This window comes from Pseudomonas peli, from assembly GCF_050563605.1.
Classification (GTDB): Bacteria; Pseudomonadota; Gammaproteobacteria; order Pseudomonadales; family Pseudomonadaceae; genus Aquipseudomonas; species Aquipseudomonas peli_A.
In genome coordinates this window covers 274,241-299,327 of the sequence record NZ_JBNXUH010000003.1, presented here as the reverse complement: position 1 = coordinate 299,327, position 25,087 = coordinate 274,241, and the positions used below count along the sequence as shown (strand labels likewise).

The following is a 25,087-nucleotide window of genomic DNA, read 5'->3' as shown; positions in this document are numbered from 1 at the left end:
CTGGCTGTCTTGCGGCAGCCAGGCCAGGGCGACTTCTTCCTTGGCACTGAGTTGCGGGGCGCTGCTGTCATTCATGTTCTTCACCACCAGCTCGGTGCCGTCAGCGGTTTCGAAGTGGTAGCGGATGTATTCGCCGACATAGTGGCGGGTGATGAAACGCGCCATGACCTGGTTGCCGGCGGCGCCTAGGCGGTCGGTAAAGGTGAGTTTCTCCGGGCGTATCGACACCGTGGTGGGCAGGCCGACTTCCGTGCAGTTGGCCTTCAGCGAACTGACCATGGCGCCGTCGTCCAGGCGCACTTCGACGGTCTCAGATCCGACCGATTCGATCACGCCCTTGAGCTTGTTGCTCTCGCCGATAAAGTCGGCGACGAACAGGTTGGCCGGGCGCTCGTAGAGCACGTGGGGCGGCGCGCACTGCTGGACGATGCCGTTATTGAACACGGCGATGCGGTCGCTCATGGTCAGGGCTTCGGTCTGGTCGTGGGTCACGTAGATCACGGTAAAACCGAGTTGCTCGTGCAGGCGCTTGATCTCGAATTGCATCTGCTCGCGCAGCTTCTTGTCCAGTGCGCCGAGGGGCTCGTCCATCAATACGATGTCGGGGGCGAAGATCAGCGCGCGAGCCAGGGCCACACGCTGGCGCTGGCCGCCGGAGAGTTGCCCGGGGAAGCGGTTACCGAAATCCAGCAGCTCGACCAGCGACAGGTATTCATCGACCTTGGCGCGAATCACTTCTTTGGGCTGCTTGCGGATCTTCAGCGGGTAGGCGAGGTTTTCGCGCAGGGTCATGTGCGGGAACAGCGCGTACTGCTGGAACACCATGCCGATATTGCGCTGGTATGGCGCGATGCTGGTGACCGAGCGGCCGTTGATCAGGATCTCGCCGCTGGTCACGTCCTCAAACCCGGCGAGCATCATCAGGCAAGTGGTTTTACCCGAGCCGGAAGGGCCGAGCAGGGTGATAAATTCGCCCTTGGCCACATCCAGGTTGAAATCCTTGACCACTAGATTCTTGTGGTCGTAAGTCTTCTTGACGTTGGTGAATTGCAGGAACGGTTTGTCCCCAGCCAGGTCAGCCATACCCCTCCCCAAATGTGCTCTGAACAGACAGCAGCTTGTGGCCGTTATCTGAATACTTGAATCCGCGCGCCCGCTTCTATGCTGTAACGGGTACTTGTTTGAATGTTCAAGTTACGCAAGCACTGTGCCAGTCCGCTGTGGCTCATCGCGGGCGCTGCAGTGCTGGGGGGTAAGCCTAGCCCAGGCGCGGGGGTGCGCCAGGCGGGTGTGGGGAGTGGTAACAGCGCGGGAGAGAAAGAAGCACCTGCCGACACGCACTCGGCAGGTGCAGGTGCTCAGCTATTGGGCAGCAAGCGGACGGTGAGGCTCTTGATATAGCGGGTCTCATTGATGGCCGGGTGTACCGGATGATCCGGGCCCTGGGCGCCGCGTTCGAGCAGCTGGATATTGCGGTCCAGATGGCGCGCGCTGGTCAGCAGGATGTTCTGCAGGTTGTCTTCTTCCAGGTGCATGGAGCAGCTGGCGCTGATCAGGATGCCGTCCTTGTTGAGCAGGCGCATAGCCTGTTCATTAAGGCGGCGATACGCGCCTTCACCGTTCTTCTGGTCTTTCTTGCGTTTGATAAAGGCGGGTGGGTCGGCGACGATCACGTCGAAGCGTTCTTCCGCGGATTTCAGCTGTTTCAACGCCTCGAACACATCACCCTCTACGCAGGCGACCTGGTCGGTCAAACCGTTCAGCGCGGCGTTGCGCTCCACGCCGTCGAGGGCGAAGCCGGAGGCATCCACACACATCACGTCACTGGCACCAAAGGCCGCAGCCTGCACGCCCCAGCCGCCGATATAACTGAACAGGTCGAGCACGCGTTTGCCTTTGACGTAAGGCGCCAGGCGTGCGCGGTTCATGCGGTGGTCGTAGAACCAGCCGGTTTTCTGCCCTTCGATCACTGGCGCTTCAAACTTCACGCCGTTCTCTTCCAGGGCAACCCACTCCGGTACCACGCCGAACGGGGTTTCCACATAACGCGCCAGGCCCTCGGCGTCGCGGGCGGCGGAGTCATTCTTGAGCAGGATGCCGCTGGGTTTGCACACCTGAATCAGCGCGGCGAGCACGTCATCCTTGTGGCGTTCCATGGTGGCGGAGGCCAGTTGCACCACCAGGATGTCGAAGAAGCGGTCGACCACCAGGCCTGGTAGCAGGTCGGAATCGCCATACACCAGGCGGTAGCAAGGCTTGTCGAACAGCCGCTCGCGCAGCGACAGGGCCACATTGATGCGGTGCACCAGCAGCGACTTGTCCAGCACGTGTTTGACATCGCGCGACAGCAGGCGCGCGCAGATCAGGTTGTTCGGGCTCATCGCGACGACGCCCAGCGGCTTACCGCCGGTCGCCTCGAGGATGGCCTGGTCGCCGGCCTGGAAACCGCTGAGTGGGGTGGCGGCGACGTCGATTTCGTTGCTGTAGACCCACAGATGGCCGGCGCGCAGGCGTCGATCGGCGTTGGCTTTCAGGCGCAGGCTGGGCAGGGACATGCTGGGGACTCCGAAAAAAGAGCGGAATTATAGCGGGTTCGCTGGCCTTGCGGCGGTTACAAAAGTCGCCTGTGGAAGTGCTGGGGGTTTAGCTAGACTGTGGTTCACTTCTCATTCCGGTTGTTCCTGTCATGCCCCAAGAGCTCTCCGCCGAATATATCCAGCAAGTGCTGCAGGGCATTAGCGTGCCGCCGCAGCCGCAGATCATGGTGGATTTGCAGATGGAACAGGTGATGCCGAGCCCGGATCTGCGTGCCATCGCCAAGCTAATTGGGCAGGACCCTGGGCTGTCTGGAGCGCTGCTGAAGCTGGTGAATTCACCGTTTTTCGGCCTGACCAACCGCATCGCTTCGATCCAGCAGGCGGTCAACCTGCTGGGCTGCAACACGGTGATCAACCTGATCAATGCGCAGTCGATCCGCGGCGAGCTGACCGATGAGGCCATCGTCACCCTCAACCGTTTCTGGGACACCGCCCAGGATGTGGCGATGACCTGCCTGACCCTGGCCAAGCGCATCGGCTATCACTCGCCGGATGAGGCCTACACTCTCGGCTTGTTTCACAACTGCGGCATTCCGCTGATGATCAAGCGCTTCCCCAATTACATGACTGTGTTGGAGGAGGCCTACGCCAGTGCCATCGGTGAGCGCCGCGTGGTGGATACCGAGAACCGCCTGCTTAATACCAACCACGCGGTAGTCGGCTACTTCACCGCCAAGTCATGGAACCTGCCGTTGCACCTGTGTGAGGCGATTGCCAGCCACCACAACGCCCTGGCGATTTTTACCGAGGACTCCAGCCGCGATGCGCAGCTGAAAACTCTGCTGGCGATTCTGAAGATGGCCGAGCACATCTGTGAAAGCCATCTGGTGCTGGGCAATCAGCCGGATGATCATGAATGGCAGAGCATCGAACAGCTGGTGCTGGAGTATGTCGGCCTGTCCGGTTATGACTTCGAGAACCTGCGCGAGAGCATTCGCGACTTAGGGGCGAGTTAATCGGCCAGCTAGCCTGCCTCGTCGATGTTGGGGCATTCCTGCTAAGGTAGGCGCCCGCTCGGATTGCTCAGCTGATCACTCGTTATGCCAGAACTTCCTGAAGTAGAAACCACTCGCCGCGGCATCGCGCCGTTCCTTGAGGGCCAGCGCGTCAGCCGGGTGATCGTGCGCGAACGCCGCCTGCGCTGGCCGATACCCGAAGACCTGGATATCCAGCTGTCCGGGCAGCGCATCGAATGCGTCGAGCGGCGTGCCAAGTACCTGCTGATCAAGGCCGAAACCGGCAGTTTGATCAGCCATCTGGGTATGTCTGGCAGCCTGCGTCTGGTCGAAGCGGGCCTGCCGGCGGCCAAACATGAGCATGTGGATATCGAGCTGGAGTCGGGGCTGGCCCTGCGCTACACCGATCCGCGGCGTTTCGGTGCGTTGCTCTGGAGCGCCGAGCCGTTGAGCCATGTGCTGCTTAGCAAGCTAGGGCCGGAGCCGTTGACCGAGCTGTTCGATGGCGAGCGGCTGTTTCAGCTGTCCCGTGGCCGCGCCATGGCGATCAAGCCCTTTATCATGGACAACGCCGTGGTGGTTGGTGTCGGCAATATCTACGCAAGCGAGGCGCTGTTTGCTGCCGGCATCGACCCGCGCCGTGAGGCGGGCTCCGTATCGCGGGCGCGCTATCTGACGCTGGCGGATGAGATCAAGCGCATCCTCGCCCATGCCATCGAGCGCGGCGGCACCACATTGCGTGACTTTGTCGGTGGTGATGGTCAGCCGGGCTATTTCCAGCAGGAGCTGTTCGTCTACGGTCGCGGCGGTGAATTCTGCAAGCACTGCGGCAGCACCCTGCGCGAGGTCAAACTGGGTCAGCGCGCCAGCGTTTATTGTCCGCGCTGCCAACGTTAAGAGGTTTTCGTCGGGCTAAGTTTGGCCGTCAGGCACGGGTGTCTGAACTGATTACACAACAATAAGAAACACCGAGGTTTTTGATGTCCGGTAACTATCTGCCCCGTAACCCTCTGGCCGAGTGGGTTGGCCGTATGGTGCTGAAATTGATGGGTTGGCGTATCGAAGGCCAGCTGCCGAAGCTCGACAAGTTTGTAGTGATTGGCGCGCACCACACCTCGAACTGGGACTTCGTGATTTTTATCGCGGTGAAATTCGTTCTGCGCCTGAACGCCCGCTGGTTCGGCAAGCACACGATTTTTCGCTGGCCCTTTGGCGCGCTGATGCGGCTGTGGGGCGGTATCGCTATTCGCCGCGAACGCCAGGGCAAGACGGTTGAGCAGGCGGTGCAGGCCTTTAGCGAACATCAGCAATTTATGCTGATCCTCTCGCCGGAGGGAACCCGTAAAAAGGTCGAACGTTGGAAGATGGGTTTCTATCACATTGCCCTCGGTGCGGGCGTGCCGATAGTTCTTGGCGCTCTGGATTACCAGAATCGGCGTGTATTTATTGGCCCGACCTTTATGCCGACCGGGGATGAAACAGCCGATCTCAAGGAGATTCTGGCGTTTTACCGGCCCTTTATTCCGAAAAAACCTCAATACGCCTTTTATGGCGATTGACGGCCGTCACGCTGACAATTACCAATGCGCTGTTATAGTTAGTCTCACCGCCTCCTAATAGCTGAAGGATCGCCCCATGAAACTGTTCCGCTCAACCGCTGCTGCTCTGGCGCTGACCACTGGCCTGCTGGCGCTGCCGGCTTATGCTGACGTAGCGCAGCAGAACACTAGCGGCGACCCTCTTTATACGGCTAACGCTCCAAAAGCGTTTTCGATGATTGGCGATCTGTTGATTGCCCGGCCATTGCTGATTGGCGCAACTGCCATCGGTGCTGTGGCATTCGTGGTGAGCCTGCCGTTCACGGCCGCTGGCGGTAATATTGGTGAAGCGGGCCATGCACTGGTCGTTGAGCCAGGCAAGGAAGCTTTTGTACGCTGCCTGGGCTGCACCACTAGCGGCTACAAGCAGAACTGATTGCTTTATCTGCTTCTGGGCTGCTGCGGTGTTTGGTTTGGCAGCCCTGAGAAGCTCTTGTCTGGCGTATCAGTTATCCGCATTACTGCGGTACGACTGGTGTGACCACCGCAGTACCGATCCCGCGTGGATCGCTCGCCGCTTCAACTTTCCCGCCCTGCTTGTCCCACAGCAGCACCTGCTGATTGCCGTATTGCCTGCCTGTCGATTTCAATTGATGCCCGAGCGCTTCTAGCGTCGCGACTTCTGCTGGGCTGAATGTGTTCGACTCATGCTCGATCAGATCCGGGCGGAATTGGTGGTGGTAGCGGCTGACGCTGGGCCAGCGCTCGATCGGTTGTTGATCCAAATACTGCAGCATCGCCAGCAGCACCATACTGGGAATCCGGCTGCCACCCGGCGTGCCGAAGCTGGCGAAGTCCTCGGTGCTTTCGATAAAGCTTGGGCTCATGCTCGATAGCGGTCGTTTGCCGGCAGCGATGCTGTTGGCCTGGCTACCAGTCAGACCGTATGTGTTGGCTCCCTGAATATCAGCCGCAAAGTCATCCATTTCATTATTCAGCAGTACTCCGGTGCCGGGTGCGGTAAAGGCTGCGCCGAACGGCAGGTTGACCGATAGGGTCGCGGCCACCGCATTACCCTCATTGTCGAGCACCGAGAAATGGGTTGTGTGGTCGCCTTCCTGCCAGGTTTTGCTGGGCGGCAGGCTGTCACTCGGCGTTGCGCGTTGTGGGTCGATGCTGCTGGCCAGCTGTTTTAGGTAAGCAGGGGCCAGTAGTTGCTGCGCCGGGTTGCGCACAAAATCCGGGTCGCCTAGCAGGCCACGATCCCGGTAGGCGCGGCGCAGCGTTTCCACCACCAGGTGAGTGCGCTGCACGCTATCAGCCTGTTGCCAGGGCAGTTGCTGCAGCATCAGCAGGCTTTGCCCCAGGGCAATACCGCCGGCTGAGGGCGGTGGTGCGCTGATCAATTCACGGCCTTGATCAAGCGATACGCGCAACGGCTGGCGTTCAACGATGCGGTAGTCGATCAAGTCCTTGAGTGTCCAGATGCCGCCGGCATCACGCACCGCTTTGACCATTTGCGCGGCCACCGTTCCGGCGTAGAAGCCCTGAAGGCCCTTTGTGCCAAGCAACTCCAGGGTGCGGGCCAGTTCGGGCTGGCGCAGCAGGCCAAACTCTTCGGGGATTTCCCCTTTATCGAGGAAGATTCGTGCGGTTTCCGCATGCTGGCGCATGGCATCGAGACGCCAGCCGGCGCGTTCCCGGTAAACCCGGTCGATGCTGACGCCACTGCGTGCCAGGCGAATGGCCGGCGCCAGCGAGTCGCGTAGCGGCAGGCGGCCGAAGCGTTCGGCCAGCTCTACCAGTGCTGCCGGCAGGCCAGGAATGGCGGCGGCCAGTGCGCCATTTAGCGAAAGGTCTTTGCGGATCTCGCCGTCAACCCGATAAAGGTCAGCATGCGCCGCCTGGGGCGCACGTTCGCGGGCATCGAGAAAGCGGTAGGTGGGTGATTCGCCGGCTTCGCGCAGCAGAAAGAAACCACCGCCGCCCAGCCCAGAGCCGTAGGGTTCGACCACCGCAAGCGCTGCGCTGATGGCCACTGCAGCATCAAAGGCGTTGCCGCCCAGGGCCAGGGTTTCCTGACCGGCCACGGTGGCGGCTGGGTGTGCGCTGGCAATGGCGATGCGTTCAGGCTGGGCTGCGGCATGCAGCTCAAGGGCGCAGAGTAGGGCAAGCGCACCGAGCAGCGGGCGCCAGGGGAGAAGGCCGCGGATCAGGCGGCCGGTCTTCATGCTTTGCCGGTAATGATCAGGTACTTCTGCATCAACTCATCTTTGCTCTCGACATTGTTCTCATCGAGCGGGATGCAATCGACCGGACAGACCTGCTGGCACTGCGGCTCGTCATAGTGACCGACGCATTCAGTGCACAGGTTGGGGTCGATCTCGTAAATCTCTTCGCCCTGGGAAATTGCAGCGTTCGGGCATTCGGGTTCGCAGACGTCGCAGTTGATGCAGTCGTCGGTGATGATCAGGGACATGACAGAACCACTCCTGCTGCCGCTCTGGGCGCAGCCTAGATGTGTGCAGAAAGACTATGGCGCGAATTGTGCCGCATCGGGGCCGCGCATGCACGCGGCCTGGCGGCAATGGCTTAGCGCTTGAAGCGTTCGGTCAGCGCGGCGGCCACGGCCGGGTGCACGAAATTGGAGATATCGCCGCCCAGTGCTGCAATTTCGCGGACTAGGGTCGAGGAGATAAACGAGTACTTTTCCGACGGGGTCAGGAACAGGCTTTCCACGTCCGGAGCCAGCTGGCGGTTCATATTGGCCAGTTGGAATTCGTACTCGAAGTCCGATACCGCGCGCAGGCCACGCAGGAATACGTTCGCGCCTTGTTCTTTGGCAAAGTGCGCCAGCAGGGTGGAGAAGCCGACTACTTCAACGTTGGGCAGGTGCTGGGTGACTTCCCGGGCCAGCTCGACGCGTTGCTCCAGGCTGAACAGCGGGTTCTTCTTCGGACTGGCGGCGACCGCAATGATCACGCTGTCGAACAGCCGTGCGGCACGCTCGACCAGGTCGCCGTGCCCCTTGGTGATGGGGTCGAAGGTGCCTGGGTATAACACTCGATTCATCGTGACGTCCTGGCGGGTCCGTTGGGGAGTCGGATGGTAGCGCAGCAAGGCGACTGCGGCCAAGTCGGTGCGTTTGGCCTCAGGTTCTGCTACGGGCCAGAAAAACCAGCAAGGACGCGATCACCAAACATACCAGCGCCACCCAATCGGCGATCACCACTCGGCGCAGCGCCTCGTTGTAACCGGGAGTGCTCCAGGCCAGGTAGAGAAAGCTCAGCACGCTAAGCATGCCGCCGATCAGGGCGATCGGTTGCAGTGCTGGGCGGAATGCGGCGTAGACCAGCAAGGCGCCGAGCAGGCCAAACAGCACGGCGCGGCTGCGCATCAGCAGAAGCAGGTTGGGTTCCTGGAAGGTCAGGCCATAGAGTTGCGCCAGGCGTTCTGCGCCGAGTACGCCGCTAAGCGGCAGCAAGTGAATGATGCCGGCGATGATCAGCAGCACGGAAACCACTTTCTGCAACATGGTCTGGCCCCTCCGAGATTAGCTAGGCGCGCAGCCGCTCAGCCAATTGGCTGGCCAGCTTGGCGGTCAGGCCGTAGATCGACAGCTGCGGGTTGGCGCCGATGCTGGTGGGGAACAGCGAACCATCATGGATCGACAGGTTGCTCAGTTGATGGTGGCGACCCAGGCTGTCGGTGACGGCCTGCTGCGGGTCTTCACCCATGGCGCAGCCGCCCATGACGTGAGCGCTGCCCAGGCGAGTGCGGTACAGCTCCAGGCTGAGGTTGTCGATCAGGCTTTTCGCTTCGGCGAGGGTCTTCACATAGCCGGCGTCGGCGTGCAGCGGCAGCACAGCCTTGGCCCCGGCGGCGAACTGGATCTCGGCCATAGTATGGAAGGCGCGGCGTACGCCGTCCCAGGTGTAATCGGTCATCTGGTAGTCGAGCACCGGGCTGCCATCGCCGCGCAGTTCCACCGTGCCTTCGGCGCTGTCCGGGTGGAAGCCGTCGCGCAGCAGGGCGAGCATTACGTTGGTATTGGGTAGTTGCTCCATGCGCATGGCGTTGTCGATGCCAAAGCGGCCGAGCAGGGTGGCGGTCAGCGCCGGCTGCAGCGGTGGCACTTCGAGCTTGTAAGACAGGCGCCCGGCGGTGCCGTCATCCCATTGGAAATGGTCGGAGTAGATCGACTGCGGCGCGCCGTAGAAGGGGTTGATCACCTGATCGAACAAGGCTGCGGAGAAGTTCACCAGGTGCAGGAAGGTACGCTTGCCGGTGCGCTGGTGCGGGTCCGGTGCATTCGAGCGCAGGAGAATCCCTGGGGTATTGATGCCGCCACCGGACAGTACGTAATGCTTGGCCTTGATCGTGATCTTGCGGCCATTGGGGGCGACGCAGCGTTCGTCCATGCCCAGGCATTCGATGCCCGTGACTTGGTCGCCTTCGATTAGCAGGCGCTCGGCGCGGGCCAGATAGAGCAGCTCGCCGCCTTTATCTAAGGTCGCCGGGATGGTGGTGACCAGCATCGACTGCTTGGCGTTGGTCGGGCAGCCCATGCCGCAGTAACCGAGGTTCCAGCAGCCGCGCACGTTGCGCGGAATCGTCTGCCACTCGTAGCCGAGCTTGTCGCAGCCGCTGCTGATTACCGCGTTGTTGGCATTCGGCGGCACGACCCAGGGCGCGACGCCCAGGCGCTGTTCCATCTGCTCGAACCAGGGCGCCATTTCCCCGGGGCTGTGGCCTTTTACGCCATGCTCCTTGGCCCAGTGCTCCAGGGTTGGCGCGGGCGTGCGAAAGCTTGAGGTCCAGTTGATCAGCGTGGTGCCGCCGACCGCGCGGCCTTGCATGATGGTGATTGCGCCGTCCTTGCTCATGCGGCCGATGCCTTCCTGATAGAGGCTGGCGTAGGCCTTGTCTTCGAGCATCTTGAAGTCGTCGCTGGTCTTCAGCGGCCCCTCCTCGATCAACAGCACCTTGAAGCCGGCCGCGCTGAGGATTTCCGCCGTGGTGCCGCCGCCGGCGCCGCTGCCGACGATGGCCACGTCGGCTTCCAGGGTCAGATCGCTGTCCAGGCGTGAGCCGTTATAGGTCTTCCAGCCACGGGCCAGGCCTTCTTTGAAGCTGTCGGGTACAGGCATTTAAGGTGCTCTCAGGCGAATTCTTATTAGAGGTGACGCAGGGTCAGACTGTTGGTGGGCCGGGGTAGCCGCAATGTGCCCAGGACTCGGCCCGGCTATACCAGCTCATCATCACCAGCTGCAGCAGCGAGGCGTGGCCCATTTTTAGCAGGCCGATCGAGCTGTTCTGCCAGCGGTCGAGAAACGCCTGCACGTCGGCGGGTGATGCGTTTTCCCAGCTGCCCCAGACGCCAGTCAGCGGGCCGCGGGTGATCGGCATGGCCAGCACGTCGAACAGCTGCACGGTCAGCTTGAGCAGTTCCGGCGAGACGTGATCAAGGCTGTAGTCGAGGCTGGCGAGGGTGCCTTCGACTGCTTGCGGCATCTTCTCGGCCGTTACCGCGCCGGCCAGCATCACCGGGATCAAGGCATGCAGAAAGGCCAGATCGGACTCGCGAATTACCGCAAAACCGGCTTTCGGCGTGCTCGCCGAACAGCCGCTGAGGCTGGCAGTCAGCCCTGCGGTGGCGAGAAAGGCCGAGCCCATCAAACTGACCTTGAGCAGGTTGCGCCGAGTCAGGTTCGGCGCTTCAAGCATGGTGTTGTGCATTTATTGTTATCACCGAATCAGGCCATTTTGTGTTAGCGAACGAACAGCTTGTACACCAGTTTCTGCAGGGCTTTGCCGTAGGGCGGATAGATCAGCTTGGCGGCGTTGAAGCGCTGCTTGATAAACACGCCCTTGGCCTTGCTGAAGGTTAGAAAGCCTTCATGGCCGTGGTAATGCCCCATGCCGGACGGGCCGACGCCGCCGAATGGCATATCGTCCTGGGCCACGTGCAGCAGGGTGTCGTTGAGGCACACGCCGCCGGAATGAGTCTCGTGCAGCACGCGCTGCTGCTCGCTCTTGTCGTAGCCGAAGTAGTACAGCGCCAGCGGCCGGTCGCGCTCATTGATAAAGGCGAAGGCATCTTCCAGCTTGTCGTAGGGGATGATCGGCAGCAGCGGGCCGAAAATCTCGTCCTGCATCACCTTCATCTCATCCGTCACGTTCAGCAGCACGGCCTGCGGCATGCGCCGGCCCTGAGCTTCGGGGTACAGCGGAATAATGGTCGCACCTTTGCTTTCAGCGTCCTGCAGGTAGCCATTGAGGCGCTGCTGCTGACGCTCGTTGATGATCGCGGTGTAGTCCGGGTTGTCCTTGAGTTGCGGGTAGAAGCTCTGCACCGCATTGCGGTAAGCCTCGACAAAGCCCTCCACGCGGTCTTTCGGCACCAGCACGTAATCCGGGGCCACGCAGGTCTGGCCGGCATTCATGGTTTTGCCGAAGGCGATACGTTCGGCGGCGTCACTCAACGGCACGCAGGCCGAAACGATGGCCGGTGACTTGCCGCCCAGTTCCAGGGTGACCGGGGTCAGGTTCTCGGCGGCGGCGCGCATCACGTGTTTGCCGATGCTGGTGGCGCCAGTGAACAGCAGATGGTCGAACGGCAGTTTGGAGAAGGCCATGCCCACTTCCGCCTCGCCCAGCACCACGGTTACCAGATCCTCGGGGAAGACTTTAGCCAGCAGATCCTTGATCAGCTGCGAGGTGGCCGGGGTCGACTCACTCATCTTGATCATCACCCGGTTGCCGGCCGCCAGGGCGCCAACCAGCGGGCCGATGGCGAGAAACAGCGGGTAGTTCCACGGCACGATCACCCCGACCACGCCCAGCGGCTGATAGATGACCTTGGCCGAAGCCGGCATAAATTGCATGCCGACGCTACGCCGTGAAGGCTTCATCCATTTCTTGATGCGCTTGGTCGCGTAGTGAATGCCATGCAGGCTGGGCATCAACTCGGCGAGCAGGGTTTCATCGGCGCTGCGGTTGCTGAAATCCTGGGAGATGGCGCCGATCAGCGCGTCACGCTCATTGCTGAGCAAGTCGCGCAACACGTTGAGCCACTGGATGCGCTGCTCGGCCGAAGGCATGGGGTTGGTCTTGAACGCCTGGCGCTGACGGGCAAAGCTGCTCTCCAGCTGGCTGAGCTGCTGTTGGCTGCGTTGCAGGCTTTGTTCTAGGTAAGCGACGTCGGCGACCATGGTGTAGCTCCTCGGCATTCCAGCAATGCAGTGCGTCAGATGAGCTGAGGCCGCTGCAGAAAAGGTGTGCTGGATTTTTAGAGCAATTGCTCTAATCTGTCAAATAGCATCGCCTGCCTGGCCGACCAACGCAGCCCAACGAAAAGTTAGCGCATGTTTCCGCGGCTTTTTCCGGTAACACTTCTGATGGTTCTGCCTGTACCTTTGCCGGGCTTTTGAGTTGAGAACGAGCCGTTATGTCAGTCCCACTGAAAACCCGCGAACGCATTATTCAGGAGAGCCTGGCGCTGTTTAATGCCCAGGGCGAGCGCAGCGTCACCACCAACCATATCGCCGCGCACCTGGGGATTTCACCGGGCAACCTGTACTACCACTTCCGTAACAAGCAGGCGATCATCGCCGAGCTGTTTGCCCTCTACGAAAGTCAGGTGGATACCTTTCTGCGCCGCCCAGAAGGCCGCGCGCTGACGGTGCAGGACAAGACCTTCTATTTGGAAGCGTTGCTCGCCGCGATGTGGCACTACCGCTTTTTGCACCGCGATCTGGAACACCTGCTCGACAGCGACGCTGAGCTGGCCGAGCGCTACAAGCTGTTCTCGCAGCGCTGCCTGCAGCGCGCGCAGGGCATTTATCAGGGCTTTGTCGAGGCCGGCATCCTGCTGATGAATGCGCCGCAGATCGAGGCGCTGACCCTCAACAGCTGGATCATCATGACCTCCTGGGTGCGCTTTCTCTGCACCACCCGCGGCAACCCCGGTGACCTCAGCCAAGAGATGCTGCGCCGTGGCATCTACCAGGTGCTGACGCTGGAAGGCGGCTATATCGCCCCGCAAGCGCGCGAGGCGGTGGAGGCGCTGTACGCCAAGCTGCATGTGCCGTTGGAGCAGGTGATCTGAGCCTAGAGGGGTTTGGCCGCCTGCTCGGCCAGCCACTGCGGAATGCGCCGCTCCAGGTAATAGCCCGGTTTACCCAGGCTGCCTTCGACAAAGCCGACATGGCCGCCGTGGGCGTGCAGTTCGAATTCGATGCTGGGTGACAGCTCGCTGGTTTCGGGCAGGCTATGCGGGAAGACGAAGGGATCGTCGGCGGCCTGGATAATCAGCGTCGGCGTCTCGATCTGGCCGAGGAAGTAGCGGCTGGACGCGCGGCGGTAGTAGTCCTTGGCATCGGCGTAGCCGTGCAGCGGCGCGGTGATGCGCCCGTCGAAATCCCAGAAAGTGCGCATATTGTCTAGCGGGCCGAGTTTCTCCAGGGTGGATAGGCGGTCGCTCATGCCCTGGTGGGCGAACAGGCGCTGCTTGTCCTTCACGTAGGCCACCATCTCGCGCATAAAGTGGCTCTGGTAGACCCTGGAAAAGCCCATGCCGATGCGGTCGGCACACTGATCCAGACGAAACGGCACTGAAACTGCCGCAGCGCCTTGAAGCTGGCTGTCGGCCCCGGTTTCACCGAGGTACTTGAGCAGCACATTGCCGCCGAGGGAATAACCCACGGCATAGATCGGCGCCATCGGCCGTTGGGCGCGCAGGTGGCGTACGGTTTCCGCCAGGTCCTCGCTGGCGCCGGAGTGGTAACCACGGGCCAGCAGGTTCGGTTCGCCGGAGCAGCCGCGCCAGTTCAGCGCCACGCTGGCCCAGCCCTGAGCCGCCAATTTCTGCTGTAAACCCAGCACATACAGCGAGTCGGATGAACCGGTCAAACCGTGCAGGACCAACACCAGCGGTGCGTCGGCCTGGTGTGGGCCATGCCAGTCCAGATCAAGAAAGTCACCATCGTCCAGCCACAGCCGTTCGCGCGTGCGCTCAAGCTTCGCCGGTTGGCGACACATTGGGTTCCACAGGGTTTGCAGATGCGGGCCGGGTAGCCACCAGGCGGGCTTGAAGGACGTTTGCATGACAAATATCGATTGGGAAAGCGCTCAGGCTAGGGCCTGAGGCGGTGAAACGGAAGTTAAATGAGTGGGGCGAATAACAGAACCTGACCGGGCTTCACGACGTGAAGCCCGGAGTTTGCCTCAGGCTGCGGCCGTGCGCTGCCATAGCGCGTAGTACACCTGGCCGGCCTTCTGCTCACGGTGCAGACGCCAGTTGCCGGGCATGTCGAGGCTGGAAGGTGAGTTCTCGCTTTCGGTATAGACCCAGGCGTCGGCCGCCAGCCAGCCGTGCTGCTCGAGCAGGGTGCAGGCGGGTAGCAGCAGGTTCTGGTTAAACGGCGGGTCGAGAAATACCAGATCGAACGGCGTGGCTGCCGGGTTCTGCAGGTAGAGCAGGGCGTCGGTCTGCTGCAGCTGGCCGTTGTCGCAGTTCAGCGTTTGCAGGTGGCCGCGCAGGCTGGCGATGGCGGCTGGATTGAGGTCCAGGGCCAGGGCGCTGCCGGCGCCGCGTGACAGCGCTTCAAGAAACAGCGCGCCGCTGCCAGCGAACAGGTCGAGCACCTTGGCGCCCTCGACATAGGGCGCCAGCCAGTTGAACAGGGTTTCGCGCACCCGGTTTGGCGTCGGCCGAAGCCCGGCGGCCATGGGGAAGTTGAACTGACGCGAGCGCCATTGCCCGCCGATGATCCGCAGTTGGCCATCGCCGCTATGGGCGGGGTTGGCTTTCGGCGGCTTAGGTCGCTTGCTCATCAGTGCTCCGGGACGCCAGTAGGTTGCTCGGCTGGGTTGTCGGTGGGCGGCGGCAATTCTTTCTGCGCCACGCTCGGGCCGGCGGTGACGATCACCAAGGCGTCGGGGTTGAGGTGCTTGGCCATGGCGGCCTTGACCTGTTCCACGCTCAGCGCTTCGACGTCGCGCATAAAGTCTTCCAGGTAGCTCAGCGGCAGGTCATAGAAACCCATGGAGCCCAACTGGCCGACGATGGCGGCGTTGCTCGCGGTGGACAGCGGGAAGCTGCCGGCCAGCTCGCGTTTGGCGTTGTTCAGCTCATCATTGGTCGGGCCGTTGGCGATAAAGTCGGCGAGCATGCTTTTGACCAGCTGCAGAGTGCCGTCGCTGAGTTCGGCGCGGGTTTGCAGGTTGATCATAAAGGGGCCGCGCGCCTGCATGGCGCTGAAACCGGAGTAGACGCCGTAGGTCAGGCCGCGCTTCTCGCGTACTTCGGTCATCAGGCGGGTGCCGAAGCCACCGCCGCCGAATACCTGGTTGCCCAGGTAGAGCGCGGCGTAGTCCGGGTCGCGGCGGTCGATGCCGAGCTGGGCAATCATCAGGTGGGTCTGGTTGGACGGGAACTCGATATGCTGCAGGCCCGGCTTGGGCTCTTCCGGTTGAGCAATACGTGGCAACGCCGGGCCTTTTGGCAGGGTGGCGGACACCTGGCTGGCCAGGGCTTCGGCGTCGCTGCGCGACAGGTCGCCGACCAGCGCAATAATCGCGTTATTGGCGGTGTAGGCCTTGGCGTGGAAGGCCTGCAGCTGCTCACGGCTGATGGCCGGGATCGACTCGGCATTGCCGTCGCTGGAGTGCGCGTAGGGATGCGTGCCGTATAGGCGCTCGAACAGCGCCAGGCTGGCCAGCTTGCCGGGGTTCTGCTTTTGGTATTCGAAGCCCGCCAGCAACTGGTTTTTGATCCGAGCCAGGGCGTCGTCGGGGAAGGTCGGTTGACCGAGCACCTGATTGAACAGTTGCATGGCTGGTTCGCGTTTGTCCGCGGCGCTGAGGCTGCGCAGGCTGGCGATGGCCATGTCGCGGAACGCACCGTTGCCGAAGTTGGCGCCGAGATTTTCGAAACCGGCGGCGATTGCGCCGACATCCTTGCCCGGCACGCCTTCGTTGAGCATGGCGTTGGTCAGCATGGCCAGGCCGGCGGTTCCATCGTCATGGCTGCTTCCGGCGGCAAAGGTCAGTTGCAGGTCGAACATCGGCAGCTCGCGGGCTTCGACGAACAGCACCTTGGCGCCTTCGGCGGTCTGCCAGGTCTGGATATTCAGGTCGCGGCGGCTGGGCGGCTGATCGCCAAGGGCGGCCAGGGATTCGATGCTGGTCGATTCGGCGGCCGGAGCCGCGGTTGGGCTGCTATCCGGGCGGTTGATCACCAGGGCCAGCAGCGCCATCAATATCAGTAGCGCCAGGCCGAGCAGGCCGTAGCGCAGGCCATTGCGCTCACTCATTGCGCTTCTCCTCAGGCAGAACATGGGCGACGCTCAGGCGGTCGCGGGTAAAGAAGGTGCTGGCGGCCTGCTGGATATCGGCCGGGGTCACGGCTTCCAGTTCGGCCAGTTCCTGATCAATCAGCTTCCACGACAGGCCGACGGTTTCCAGTTGGCCGATGGCGGTGGCCTGGCTGGTGATCGAATCACGCTCGTAGACCAGGCCGGCGATTACTTGCGCACGCACGCGGGCCAGTTCCTCGGCGCTTGGCGGGGTGTTTTTCAAATCCTCCAGCTCACGCCACAGGCCGGCTTCGACCTGTTCCAGGGTTTTGCCGGTCTGCACGTTGGGCGTAGCGGACAGGATGAACAGGCTGTCGCCACGGGAGAAACCGTCGTACCAGGCTGACGCGCCGGATACCAGTTCCTCGCCACGCTCCAGGCGTGTCGGCAGGCGGGCGCTGTAGCCGCCATCGAGCAGGGCGGCAGCCAGGCGCAGGGCATGCACCTGGCGCGGCTGTTCGGCGGTGGCCAGGCCCGGCACGTTAAAGCCCATCATCAGGCTTGGCAGCTGGGTTTTCAGGTGCAGGGTGATGCGTCGCTCGCCCGGTGCGGCCAGCTCTCGCGGCGCTTTGGCCGTGGGCACTGTGCGCTTGGGGATGGCGCCGAAATAGCGCTCGGCGAGGATCTTCACCTCGGCGACGCTGACGTCACCGACCACCACCAGGGTGGCGTTGTTTGGCGCGTACCAGGCTTCGTACCAGGCGCGCAGTTCCTCGATGGTCATGCGCTCGAGGTCGGCCATCCAGCCGATGGTTGGCGTGTGGTAACCGCTGGCGGGGTAGGCCATGGCCTTGAAGCGCTCATAGGCCAGGCTCGACGGTTTGTCGTCGGTGCGCAGGCGGCGCTCTTCCTTGATTACCTCGATTTCCTTGGCGAACTCATCGGCCGGCAGCTTGAGGCTGGCCAGACGGTCGGCTTCCAGTTCCAGGGCGATGGCCAGGCGGTCGCGGGCCAGCACCTGGTAGTAGGCGGTGTAATCGTCGCTGGTGAAGGCGTTTTCCTCGGCGCCCAGTTCACGCAGGATGCGCGATGCTTCGCCGGGGCCGAGCTTGCGGCTGCCCTTGAACATCATGTGTTCGAGGGCGTGGGACAGGCCGGTCTGACCGGGCGTCTCGTAGCTGGAGCCAACCTTGTACCAGAGCTGGCTGACCACCACCGGCGCGCGATGGTCTTCGCGCACGATGACCTTGAGGCCGTTGTCCAGGATGAATTCGTGGGTGGGTTGCGGCTCTGCGGCCAGGGCCAGCAGCGGTGTAAAGAGCACGCCGAAACATAGGGCGGCGACACGATGGGCAAGCGTTGGCATGGGAGTCTGTTCACCGTAAATGACATGTTGCCGTGGCGCGGAGGGCGACTCGGCACGCTGTGAAGCGCAGGTATGAGGTGTTGGGCAAAACCTGCGGCAGAGTATGGCGTGTTGCGGCAGTCAATCCATAGAACCTGTGTGCGATCTGCATAGCCTCGGCCTTTCGGGCGGCTCAGGCAGGGGCGGATTCTAACGGCAAGCGGCGCGTAACAGAACCGTGAGACCTTGCCGGTGTGGGCCGGTTCCGCCTGTGCCGTGGCTATTGTTCAGGTCTCGGCGGCGGAATTGAGGCCCAGCCCGCGAGCGTCGAGAAACGCCGCCAGGTAATCGATAAAGGCCTGCACCTTGCGCGTGGCGCGCCGATGGCTGGGGTATACCGCGAGGATCAGTGGGCCGAAGGCATCCGGGTCGAAGTCATACTCGCTCATCACCTGCACCAGTTGGCCGCTGTCCAGATACGGCTGCACGCTCCAGGTCGGACAGCCGTACAGGCCGGCGCCGCTCAGGGTATTGGCCAGCAGCAGGTCGTAGTTGTCGCTTTCCAGGCGGGCATTAGGCACTGGGACGCGCAGGCGCACGCCGTTTTGCGCCAGCCACCAGAAGTGCTGGTCCAGCGATGGGTGGCGGTAGAGCAGCCACTGGTGCTGGGCGAAGTGCTCGGGGCGCACCGGCGTCGGGTGGGCGGCCAGGTAGGCCGGGCTGGCGCATAGCACGATACGGTTGTGCCCCAGGGGTTTGGCGATCAGCCCCGGCAGGTCGCTGCGGCCCTCGCGCAGGGCCAGGTCATAACCGCCTTCGACCAGATCGACAAAGGCGTCGCTCAGATCGACACGCAGGCGGATTTGTGGGTTGGCGGCGAGAAAGCCACCACAAGCCTCATCGAGAAACGCCCGGCCAAAGCCCAGCGGCGCGGTCAGGCGCAGGTTGCCATGCAGGCCGTGCTTGAGCTGGCCGATTTCCTCACCGGCATCGTGCAGGCGTTGTAGCACCTGGCGCGCGGTGTCCAGATAGAGCCGCCCGGCTTCGGTCAGCGCAGTGCGGCGGGTGCTGCGCTCGAACAGCTGCGCGCCCAGTTCGGCTTCCAGATGGCTGACCGCCTTGGTCAGGGCCGAAGGCGTCTTGCCCAGTTGCTCGGCGGCGCGGCTAAAGCTGCCGTGCTCGGCGGTGGCGACAAACATGCTCAGGGCGCTGAGCTTGTCCATAGAGTTTTTCCTGTTGGGCAAAAGCGTTTTGCTTGGCGCTGTGGTTCTGCGTCACTCTGCCAGGCGCTAGTCTCGCGGCGAAACCAATAAGAACAAGAGGCTAAGGCAATGCAACGATTTATTCCAAGCCTGTTGGCCGCAGCCATGGCTTTTTCCTCGATGGAAGCCATGGCGGCCGCTGACCTGCTGCTATTTAACGGCAAGGTGTACACCGCCGAACCGGGCCAACCTTTGGCACAAGCGGTCGCGGTGGCCGATGGCAAGATCCTCAAGGTGGGCAGCAATGCTGAGATCAAGGCCCTGGCCGATGGCGATACGCAGCTGATCGACCTGGCCGGCAAGGTGCTGATGCCGGGCATGATCGACACCCACAGCCACCCGGTGGTGGCCGCCTACGACAGCATGGGCTCCAACCTGTATGACGAAGTCAAACCGCTGGCCGAGCTGGAGCAATGGATCATTGCCCAGGATCAGGCCGGTGCGGCGCGGGTGGGCGATATCATCGTCATCTCCGGTGCCAGTTCGGGCTATTGGGAGCAGAGCGCCGGGCTGGGCAAGATCTTCAACCAGGGCCGCTGGGCGGATCAACCGGTGGTGCTGAATGGCATCGACGGCCATACCGGCTGGGCCAACAACGCCATGCTGAGGCGGGTGAAGATCGATGCCGCGCTGGTGAAAAGCCTGCCGGAGAAGGAGCGCAACTATATCGGCCATAGCGCCGACTTCACCCCCACTGGCTACCTGGCGGAAAACGGCTGGGATCGGGTGCGCAGCCAACTGCCCGCACCCACCGAGGCGGTGATGCTTAACGCGGCGCGTGAGGCGGTGAAGGTCAATAACCAGGTCGGCGTTACCGCCTGGATGGACGCGGCGTCCAATGCCGGCAGCGGCGACTCGCTGTTCGAAATGCGCCCTACCGAGAAGGATGTCGGCGTACTGCCGCTGTATCGCAAGTTGGCCGAGAGCGGCGAGCTGAGCGCCCACGTTGCGGCGCTGCTGATCACCCATCCGCAGAGCACGCCGGCCGACCTCGAAGTGCTGGGCAAGGTTATGCAGCAATTCGAGGGCGTGCCGAATCTGACGTTCCCCGGGATCAAGATCTTCGCCGACGGTGTGATGGAGTTCCCCGGCCAGACCGCTGCGGTGATCGACCCGTTCAAGAACAGCCTCAAACGCGGTGAGCTGCTGATCGACCCGAAGAACTTCGGCAAATTGGCGGTGGCGGCTGAGCAGCGCGGCTGGATCATGCATGTGCATGCGGTCGGCGATCGCGCGGTGCGCGAAGCGCTGAATGGCTTCGAGTACGCACGCTCGCTCAAGCCGGCGGTTGTGCCGCACAGCATCAGCCACCTGCAGCTGGTCAACCCGAAGGAGTTTGCGCGCTTCAAGCAGCTCGGCGTGATCGCCTCGATGCAGCTGCTCTGGGCCACCGCCGAGACCTACACAGAAGAGCTGGTCAAACCCTACGTCAGCGCCGCCGCTTACCAGTATCAGTACCCGGCGCGCTCGCTGCACCAGGCCGGCGCGACTATCGCCGGGGCCAGCGACTGGCCGGTATCCAGCCCCAATCCGTGGAATGCCATCGCCCAGGCCAGCACCCGCAAAGGGCCGATGGGCGTGCTGAATGCCAAGGAAAGCATCGACCGCGAAAGCATGTTCCAGGCCTACACCCTGAATGCCGCCAAGGCACTGCGCCTGGACAGCCAGATCGGCTCTCTGGCACCCGGCAAGCAGGCCGACCTGATCGTCCTCGACCGCGATGTGTTCAAGGTCAGCGATGAAGAGCTGTTCGACACCCAGGTGCTGCGCACCTTCTTCGCCGGCAAACAGGTTTACGCCCCGGCCTCCTGACCCCGACTCCGCCCGCTCCGCCTTATCGGCACTGCTCCCCGCATCGGGCGGAGCCTTGTCCAGCAGTCGCCACAGACCCATAACAATAAGGAATAGCCAATGCGCGTATTACCCATCCTCACCCTCGCCAGCCTGACGCTGCTGCCCCTCTGCAGCCAGGCAGTGGAGCTGAATGATCAGTTCGCCCTGCTGATTACCCCCAAAGTGGTCAGCGACTACCGCTCCGACGGCGTTTCGCAAACCCTCGGCGACCCGGCCGCGCAGCTCGACGTGATGCTCAGCCACGTCAGCGGTGCTTACCTCGGGGCCTGGACCAGCCATGTCAATTTTGGCTACGACTGGGAAAATGACGATAACTACGGCACCCGCCAGGAAGTCGACTACTACGCCGGCTACTACTGGCAGATCAACGACAACATCAGCCTGGACGCCATGTACAGCAAGTACACCTACCCAGGCGAAAGCCAGTTCAACAGCAGCGACATCATCGTCACCCTCGAGGCCTACGGCGCCTATGTCGGCGGCAAGTATTCGGTCGATACCGACGAAGACAAGCTCAACTCATATATCGGCTATCGCACCCTGTTGCCGTTGGACGTGGCCCTGGATGCTCGCTACGGCAACGTCGACTACAAGGACGATGTGCTCTGGAATGAAGATTTCAGCAGGTCGCGGCAGAGCTATGACTACTGGCAGGTCGACCTGACTCGCGACCTGATCGGCGTGACCTGGGGGCTGAGCTACATCGACACCGACCAGTCGAAAGCCGAGTGCTTGAACTTCAACGGCTACGACGACCTTTGCGGCCCGACCCTGGTCGCCAGCGCCAGCAAGACCTTCTAAGGAGTAACACGTGCTGTCGGACGGGCCCGCTTGGTCTTAGCGCCAGCGGGCGCGGAGGTGCTAGGATACGCATCCGTTTTACTGGCGGCCGTGTCTGCTGGGGCATCCGGGTATTACTGCGCACACTCTTCAGCTCTGTTGCGCTGCGTGGGTAATACTTTCTGAGCCTTGTACCGGCGTGTCGCACCTTTCGAGATAGCCGTCCTCCATGTTTGGTCCCAACGACGAGAAGAACACTCCCGCGCCTTCTGCGCCGGCCTCCACCGAGAAGCCTGCGGAGAAGAAAGACCTGTTCGGCTGGCTGCGCAAGAAGCCGCAAGCACCGACCAGCCCTGAGCCGCAACCGACACCCGTCAGCGAGCAGCCTGTTGTGCCGGCTGTTGCCGAGCCCGTATCTGCGCCCGTTGCGCCGGTAAGCGAAGTCGCTGCGCCAGTTGAGTCGCCGGCCATTCCCGCAGAAGTCGTTGTCGAGCCGCAGCCTGCGCCGGTGGTCCCTGTCCCGGTTGAGCTGACTGTCGCTCCCGCGCGGCCTGAAGCCAGCGAAGCCAATCCACAGCCACGGCCGTCGCGTTTCCGTATCAATGCCGGCAGCGAAGTGCTGCATGCCCATATTGAACAGCCTGCGCTGGTTGAGCCGGTTGTCGTGCCGCCCGTGGCGGAACCTGCAGTCGTGCAACCTGTCGCCGCTCCGGTCAAAAGCGCCGAAGAAACCCGGGCGGGCTTTCTCGAGCGCCTCAAGCAAGGCCTGTCGAAAACCAGCGCCAGCCTCGGCGAGGGCATGGCCAGCCTGTTTCTCGGCAAGAAGGCCATCGACGATGACCTGCTCGAAGACCTGGAAACGCGCCTGCTGACCGCTGACGTTGGCGTCGAGGCCACCACGGCGATCATCGGCAACCTGACCAAGCGTGTGGCGCGCAAGGAGCTGGCCGACAGCGGCGCGCTGTACAAGGCACTGCAGGATGAGTTGGTTGCGCTGCTCAAACCGGTCGAGCAGCCGCTGAGAGTTGATAGCACTAAGCAGCCCTATGTGATTCTGGTCGTCGGCGTTAACGGCGCCGGCAAGACCACTACCATCGGCAAACTGGCGAAAAAACTCCAGCAGGATGGCAAAAAGGTCATGCTGGCCGCCGGTGACACCTTCCGCGCCGCCGCCGTCGAGCAGCTGCAGGTGTGGGGTGAGCGCAACCAGATTGCGGTAATCGCCCAGCACACCGGCGCCGACTCCGCCTCGGTGATTTTCGATGCGGTACAGGCGGCCAAGTCGCGTGGCATGGACGTGCTGATCGCCGACACCGCCGGGCGTCTGCACACCAAAGACAACCTGATGGAAGAACTGAAGAAGGTCCGCCGGGTGATTGGCAAGCTGGATGACACCGCGCCGCACGAAGTGCTGCTGGTGCTGGACGCCGGTACCGGGCAGAACGCGATCAATCAGGCCAAGCAATTCAATCAGACGGTAAACCTCACCGGCCTGGCGCTGACCAAGCTGGACGGCACCGCCAAGGGTGGGGTGATCTTCGCCCTGGCCAAGCAGTTTGCTTTGCCGATTCGTTATATCGGGGTGGGCGAGGGCATTGATGACCTGCGCACCTTCGAGGCTGAAGCCTTCGTTCAGGCGCTGTTCGCGGAGAAATAGGATGATCAAATTCGAGCAGGTCGGTAAACGCTACCCCAACGGCCACGTCGGGCTGCACGAACTGAGTTTCCACGTGCGCCGTGGCGAGTTCCTCTTCGTCACCGGGCACTCCGGCGCCGGCAAGAGCACCTTGCTGCGCCTGTTGCTGGCGATGGAGCGACCGAGCAGCGGCAAGCTGCTGCTGGCCGGGCAGGACCTGTCGCACATCACCAATGCGCAGATTCCGTTTCTGCGTCGGCAGATCGGCGTGGTGTTCCAGAACCATCAGCTGCTGTTCGACCGTAGCGTATTCGACAACGTGGCGCTGCCGCTGCAGATTCTCGGCCTGTCCAAGGACGAAATCGGCACTCGCGTGCGCACCGCGCTGGAGCGCGTGTCCCTGGCCGACAAGGCCGAGCAATCCCCTGGCGACCTGTCTACCGGTCAGCAGCAGCGCGTCGGTATCGCCCGCGCCGTTGTGCATCGCCCGGCGCTGCTGCTGGCGGATGAGCCCACCGGTAACCTCGATCCGCGCCTGGCGGCCGAGATCATGGGGGTGTTTGAAGACATCAACCGCCTGGGCACCACCGTGCTGATCGCCAGCCACGACCTGGCGCTGATCGCGCGCATGCGCCACCGCATGCTGACCCTGCAGCGCGGCCGCCTGATCGGCGACGGGGAGGCCGCATGAGCGCCACCCGCATGCCGCCTCCGCAGCCCGCGCAGCGCGTCGGTGCCGCGCCGAAGAAGTCCGAATCGCCGACGCCGGACGACGACGGTCCGAGCTTTTCCCACCAGCTGCATTCATGGTTGGAAAACCACCGCGCCAGCCTGGTCGACAGCCTGCGCCGGTTGGGCAAGCAGCCGATCGGCAGCTTCTTTACCTGCCTGGTGATGGCCGTGGCCCTGAGCCTGCCCATGGGCCTGGCGCTGCTGCTGGATAACGTCGAGCGCCTGGGTGTGTCCTGGCAGCGCGCGGCGCAGATTTCCCTGTTTCTACAGATCGACGCCACGGATGCCCAGGGCCAGGCGCTGCGCGAGCAGATTGCGGCAATGGACGATGTGGAAGAGGCCGAGTGGATCAGCCGCGAGCAGGCTCTGGCCGAGTTCCAGCAACAGTCCGGCCTTGGCGAAGCGCTTAAGGAACTGCCTGACAACCCGCTGCCTGGGGTGATCGTGGTGACGCCGCAGCAAGTCGACAAGGTCGCCCTGGAGGCACTGCGTCTGCGTCTTGCCGAGTTGCCGCGGGTGCAACAGGCGCAGCTTGATCTGCTCTGGGTGGAACGCCTGAGCGCCATGCTCAAGCTGGGTGAGCGCTTTGTCTTCGGTCTGACCCTGTTGCTGGTGATGGCGCTGTTGCTGGTGATCGGCAATACCATTCGTCTGCACATCGAGAACCGCCGCACCGAGATCGAGGTGATCAAGCTGGTTGGTGGCACCGACAGCTACGTGCGCCGGCCTTTCCTCTATATGGGCACGCTTTACGGCTTGGGGGCTGGCCTGCTGGCCTGGCTGCTGCTGGCCTACGGCCTGGGCTGGCTGAATGACGCCGTGGTGCGCCTGGCCGGTTTGTACGGCAGCGACTTCGCCCTGGCGGGCGTGCCGATAGCCGATGGTCTATCCCTGCTGCTCGGCGCAGTGCTGTTGGGCTATATTGGCGCCTGGCTGGCGGTCGCAAGGCACTTGAGCGAACTGGCCCCGAGATAGTAAGTTATTGTTTTGCTTGATATTGACTATGTGTAAGGGAACTTGTACCTCGGTATAAAGTCCCAAGGAGCAGTGCTAGACTGCTCCACGATTCGTAAGTCGGAGGATTCAA

Annotated in this window: 24 protein-coding genes; 10 read left to right on the top strand and 14 right to left on the bottom strand. The window is 62.5% G+C overall.

The features are described 5' to 3' along the window. On the bottom strand, positions 1 to 1,083 hold a 1,083-nt coding region (locus tag ACQ4LH_RS05975; protein ID WP_430696367.1), incomplete at its 3' end, for an ABC transporter ATP-binding protein. Between the two features lie 275 nt (positions 1,084 to 1,358). Further along, the gene (locus ACQ4LH_RS05970; protein WP_430696366.1) at positions 1,359 to 2,555 is read right to left on the bottom strand and encodes a class I SAM-dependent rRNA methyltransferase; all 1,197 of its coding nucleotides are present in this window, start codon (positions 2,553 to 2,555) and stop codon (positions 1,359 to 1,361) included. 185 nt (positions 2,556 to 2,740) lie between these two features. On the opposite strand from ACQ4LH_RS05970, the gene ACQ4LH_RS05965 reads away from it, so the two are divergent. From ACQ4LH_RS05965 to ACQ4LH_RS05950, 4 genes are all read left to right on the top strand, one after another. Then, a complete protein-coding gene (locus tag ACQ4LH_RS05965) occupies positions 2,741 to 3,553 on the top strand; it encodes an HDOD domain-containing protein (RefSeq protein ID WP_430696375.1) in 813 nt (270 codons plus the stop codon). A gap of 84 nt (positions 3,554 to 3,637) precedes the next feature. Further along, positions 3,638 to 4,450 carry a bifunctional DNA-formamidopyrimidine glycosylase/DNA-(apurinic or apyrimidinic site) lyase gene (gene mutM / locus ACQ4LH_RS05960; protein WP_430696365.1) on the top strand — a complete coding sequence of 271 codons (813 nt, stop codon included), beginning with the start codon at positions 3,638 to 3,640 and terminating at the stop codon, positions 4,448 to 4,450. A gap of 83 nt (positions 4,451 to 4,533) precedes the next feature. After that, positions 4,534 to 5,112 carry a lysophospholipid acyltransferase family protein gene (locus ACQ4LH_RS05955; protein ID WP_430696364.1) on the top strand — a complete coding sequence of 193 codons (579 nt, stop codon included), beginning with the start codon at positions 4,534 to 4,536 and terminating at the stop codon, positions 5,110 to 5,112. A 76-nt stretch (positions 5,113 to 5,188) separates the two neighbouring features. Further along, positions 5,189 to 5,527: a multidrug transporter gene (locus tag ACQ4LH_RS05950; protein ID WP_090380255.1), complete on the top strand. Its 339-nt coding sequence runs from the start codon at positions 5,189 to 5,191 to the stop codon at positions 5,525 to 5,527. An 82-nt stretch (positions 5,528 to 5,609) separates the two neighbouring features. Here the strand turns inward: ACQ4LH_RS05950 and ggt are convergent, their stop codons facing one another. From ggt to ACQ4LH_RS05915, 7 genes are all read right to left on the bottom strand, one after another. Beyond that, positions 5,610 to 7,322: a gamma-glutamyltransferase gene (gene ggt, locus ACQ4LH_RS05945; RefSeq protein ID WP_430696363.1), complete on the bottom strand. Its 1,713-nt coding sequence runs from the start codon at positions 7,320 to 7,322 to the stop codon at positions 5,610 to 5,612. Then, on the bottom strand, positions 7,319 to 7,570 hold the full coding sequence (locus ACQ4LH_RS05940; RefSeq protein ID WP_090250215.1) for a YfhL family 4Fe-4S dicluster ferredoxin: 252 nt from the start codon (positions 7,568 to 7,570) through the stop codon (positions 7,319 to 7,321). Before ACQ4LH_RS05940 ends, ggt begins: the two co-directional genes overlap by 4 nt. 113 nt (positions 7,571 to 7,683) lie before the next feature. Next, positions 7,684 to 8,163: a pantetheine-phosphate adenylyltransferase gene (gene coaD / locus ACQ4LH_RS05935; RefSeq protein ID WP_160013623.1), complete on the bottom strand. Its 480-nt coding sequence runs from the start codon at positions 8,161 to 8,163 to the stop codon at positions 7,684 to 7,686. A gap of 79 nt (positions 8,164 to 8,242) precedes the next feature. Next, positions 8,243 to 8,626 (bottom strand): phosphopantetheine adenylyltransferase, encoded by a 384-nt coding sequence (locus ACQ4LH_RS05930; protein ID WP_430696362.1) that lies wholly within the window; start codon positions 8,624 to 8,626, stop codon positions 8,243 to 8,245. 22 nt (positions 8,627 to 8,648) lie between these two features. Next, positions 8,649 to 10,241: a GMC family oxidoreductase N-terminal domain-containing protein gene (locus tag ACQ4LH_RS05925; RefSeq protein ID WP_430696361.1), complete on the bottom strand. Its 1,593-nt coding sequence runs from the start codon at positions 10,239 to 10,241 to the stop codon at positions 8,649 to 8,651. A 43-nt stretch (positions 10,242 to 10,284) separates the two neighbouring features. Next, positions 10,285 to 10,830, bottom strand: coding sequence for a twin-arginine translocation pathway signal protein (locus ACQ4LH_RS05920; protein ID WP_430696360.1), 546 nt, complete (start codon positions 10,828 to 10,830; stop codon positions 10,285 to 10,287). A 32-nt stretch (positions 10,831 to 10,862) separates the two neighbouring features. Further along, positions 10,863 to 12,305: a coniferyl aldehyde dehydrogenase gene (locus ACQ4LH_RS05915; protein WP_430696359.1), complete on the bottom strand. Its 1,443-nt coding sequence runs from the start codon at positions 12,303 to 12,305 to the stop codon at positions 10,863 to 10,865. A 236-nt stretch (positions 12,306 to 12,541) separates the two neighbouring features. Between ACQ4LH_RS05915 and ACQ4LH_RS05910 the strand changes: the two genes are divergently transcribed. Further along, entirely contained in the window at positions 12,542 to 13,201 is a 660-nt protein-coding gene (locus ACQ4LH_RS05910; RefSeq protein WP_430696358.1) for a TetR/AcrR family transcriptional regulator, read from the top strand. A gap of 2 nt (positions 13,202 to 13,203) precedes the next feature. On the opposite strand, the gene ACQ4LH_RS05905 is transcribed toward ACQ4LH_RS05910, so the two are convergent. The 5 genes from ACQ4LH_RS05905 to ACQ4LH_RS05885 all read right to left on the bottom strand — a co-directional run bounded on the left by ACQ4LH_RS05905 (position 13,204) and on the right by ACQ4LH_RS05885 (position 18,959). Continuing rightward, positions 13,204 to 14,199: a hydrolase gene (locus ACQ4LH_RS05905; protein WP_430696357.1), complete on the bottom strand. Its 996-nt coding sequence runs from the start codon at positions 14,197 to 14,199 to the stop codon at positions 13,204 to 13,206. Between the two features lie 120 nt (positions 14,200 to 14,319). Continuing rightward, positions 14,320 to 14,928 (bottom strand): 16S rRNA (guanine(966)-N(2))-methyltransferase RsmD, encoded by a 609-nt coding sequence (rsmD, locus tag ACQ4LH_RS05900; protein WP_430696356.1) that lies wholly within the window; start codon positions 14,926 to 14,928, stop codon positions 14,320 to 14,322. Further along, complete coding sequence (locus ACQ4LH_RS05895; protein WP_430696355.1) at positions 14,928 to 16,409, bottom strand: M16 family metallopeptidase; 1,482 nt, start codon at positions 16,407 to 16,409, stop codon at positions 14,928 to 14,930. The genes rsmD and ACQ4LH_RS05895 overlap by 1 nt, the downstream gene beginning before the upstream one ends. After that, entirely contained in the window at positions 16,402 to 17,757 is a 1,356-nt protein-coding gene (locus tag ACQ4LH_RS05890; RefSeq protein ID WP_430696354.1) for a M16 family metallopeptidase, read from the bottom strand. Before ACQ4LH_RS05890 ends, ACQ4LH_RS05895 begins: the two co-directional genes overlap by 8 nt. Before the next feature lie 266 nt (positions 17,758 to 18,023). Continuing rightward, a complete protein-coding gene (locus ACQ4LH_RS05885) occupies positions 18,024 to 18,959 on the bottom strand; it encodes a LysR substrate-binding domain-containing protein (RefSeq protein WP_430696353.1) in 936 nt (311 codons plus the stop codon). Between the two features lie 108 nt (positions 18,960 to 19,067). Here ACQ4LH_RS05885 and ACQ4LH_RS05880 point away from each other — a divergent pair, with 108 nt between their 5' ends. From ACQ4LH_RS05880 to ftsX, 5 genes are all read left to right on the top strand, one after another. Then, positions 19,068 to 20,810, top strand: coding sequence for an amidohydrolase (locus ACQ4LH_RS05880; RefSeq protein ID WP_430696352.1), 1,743 nt, complete (start codon positions 19,068 to 19,070; stop codon positions 20,808 to 20,810). 99 nt (positions 20,811 to 20,909) lie between these two features. Next, entirely contained in the window at positions 20,910 to 21,653 is a 744-nt protein-coding gene (locus ACQ4LH_RS05875; RefSeq protein WP_430696351.1) for a TorF family putative porin, read from the top strand. 208 nt (positions 21,654 to 21,861) lie between these two features. Further along, the gene (gene ftsY, locus ACQ4LH_RS05870; RefSeq protein ID WP_430696350.1) at positions 21,862 to 23,289 is read left to right on the top strand and encodes a signal recognition particle-docking protein FtsY; all 1,428 of its coding nucleotides are present in this window, start codon (positions 21,862 to 21,864) and stop codon (positions 23,287 to 23,289) included. 1 nt (position 23,290) lies between these two features. After that, the gene (gene ftsE / locus ACQ4LH_RS05865) at positions 23,291 to 23,959 is read left to right on the top strand and encodes a cell division ATP-binding protein FtsE (protein ID WP_339523477.1); all 669 of its coding nucleotides are present in this window, start codon (positions 23,291 to 23,293) and stop codon (positions 23,957 to 23,959) included. Beyond that, on the top strand, positions 23,956 to 24,975 hold the full coding sequence (ftsX, locus tag ACQ4LH_RS05860; RefSeq protein ID WP_430696349.1) for a permease-like cell division protein FtsX: 1,020 nt from the start codon (positions 23,956 to 23,958) through the stop codon (positions 24,973 to 24,975). Before ftsE ends, ftsX begins: the two co-directional genes overlap by 4 nt. The last annotated feature ends 112 nt before the right edge of the window (positions 24,976 to 25,087 follow it).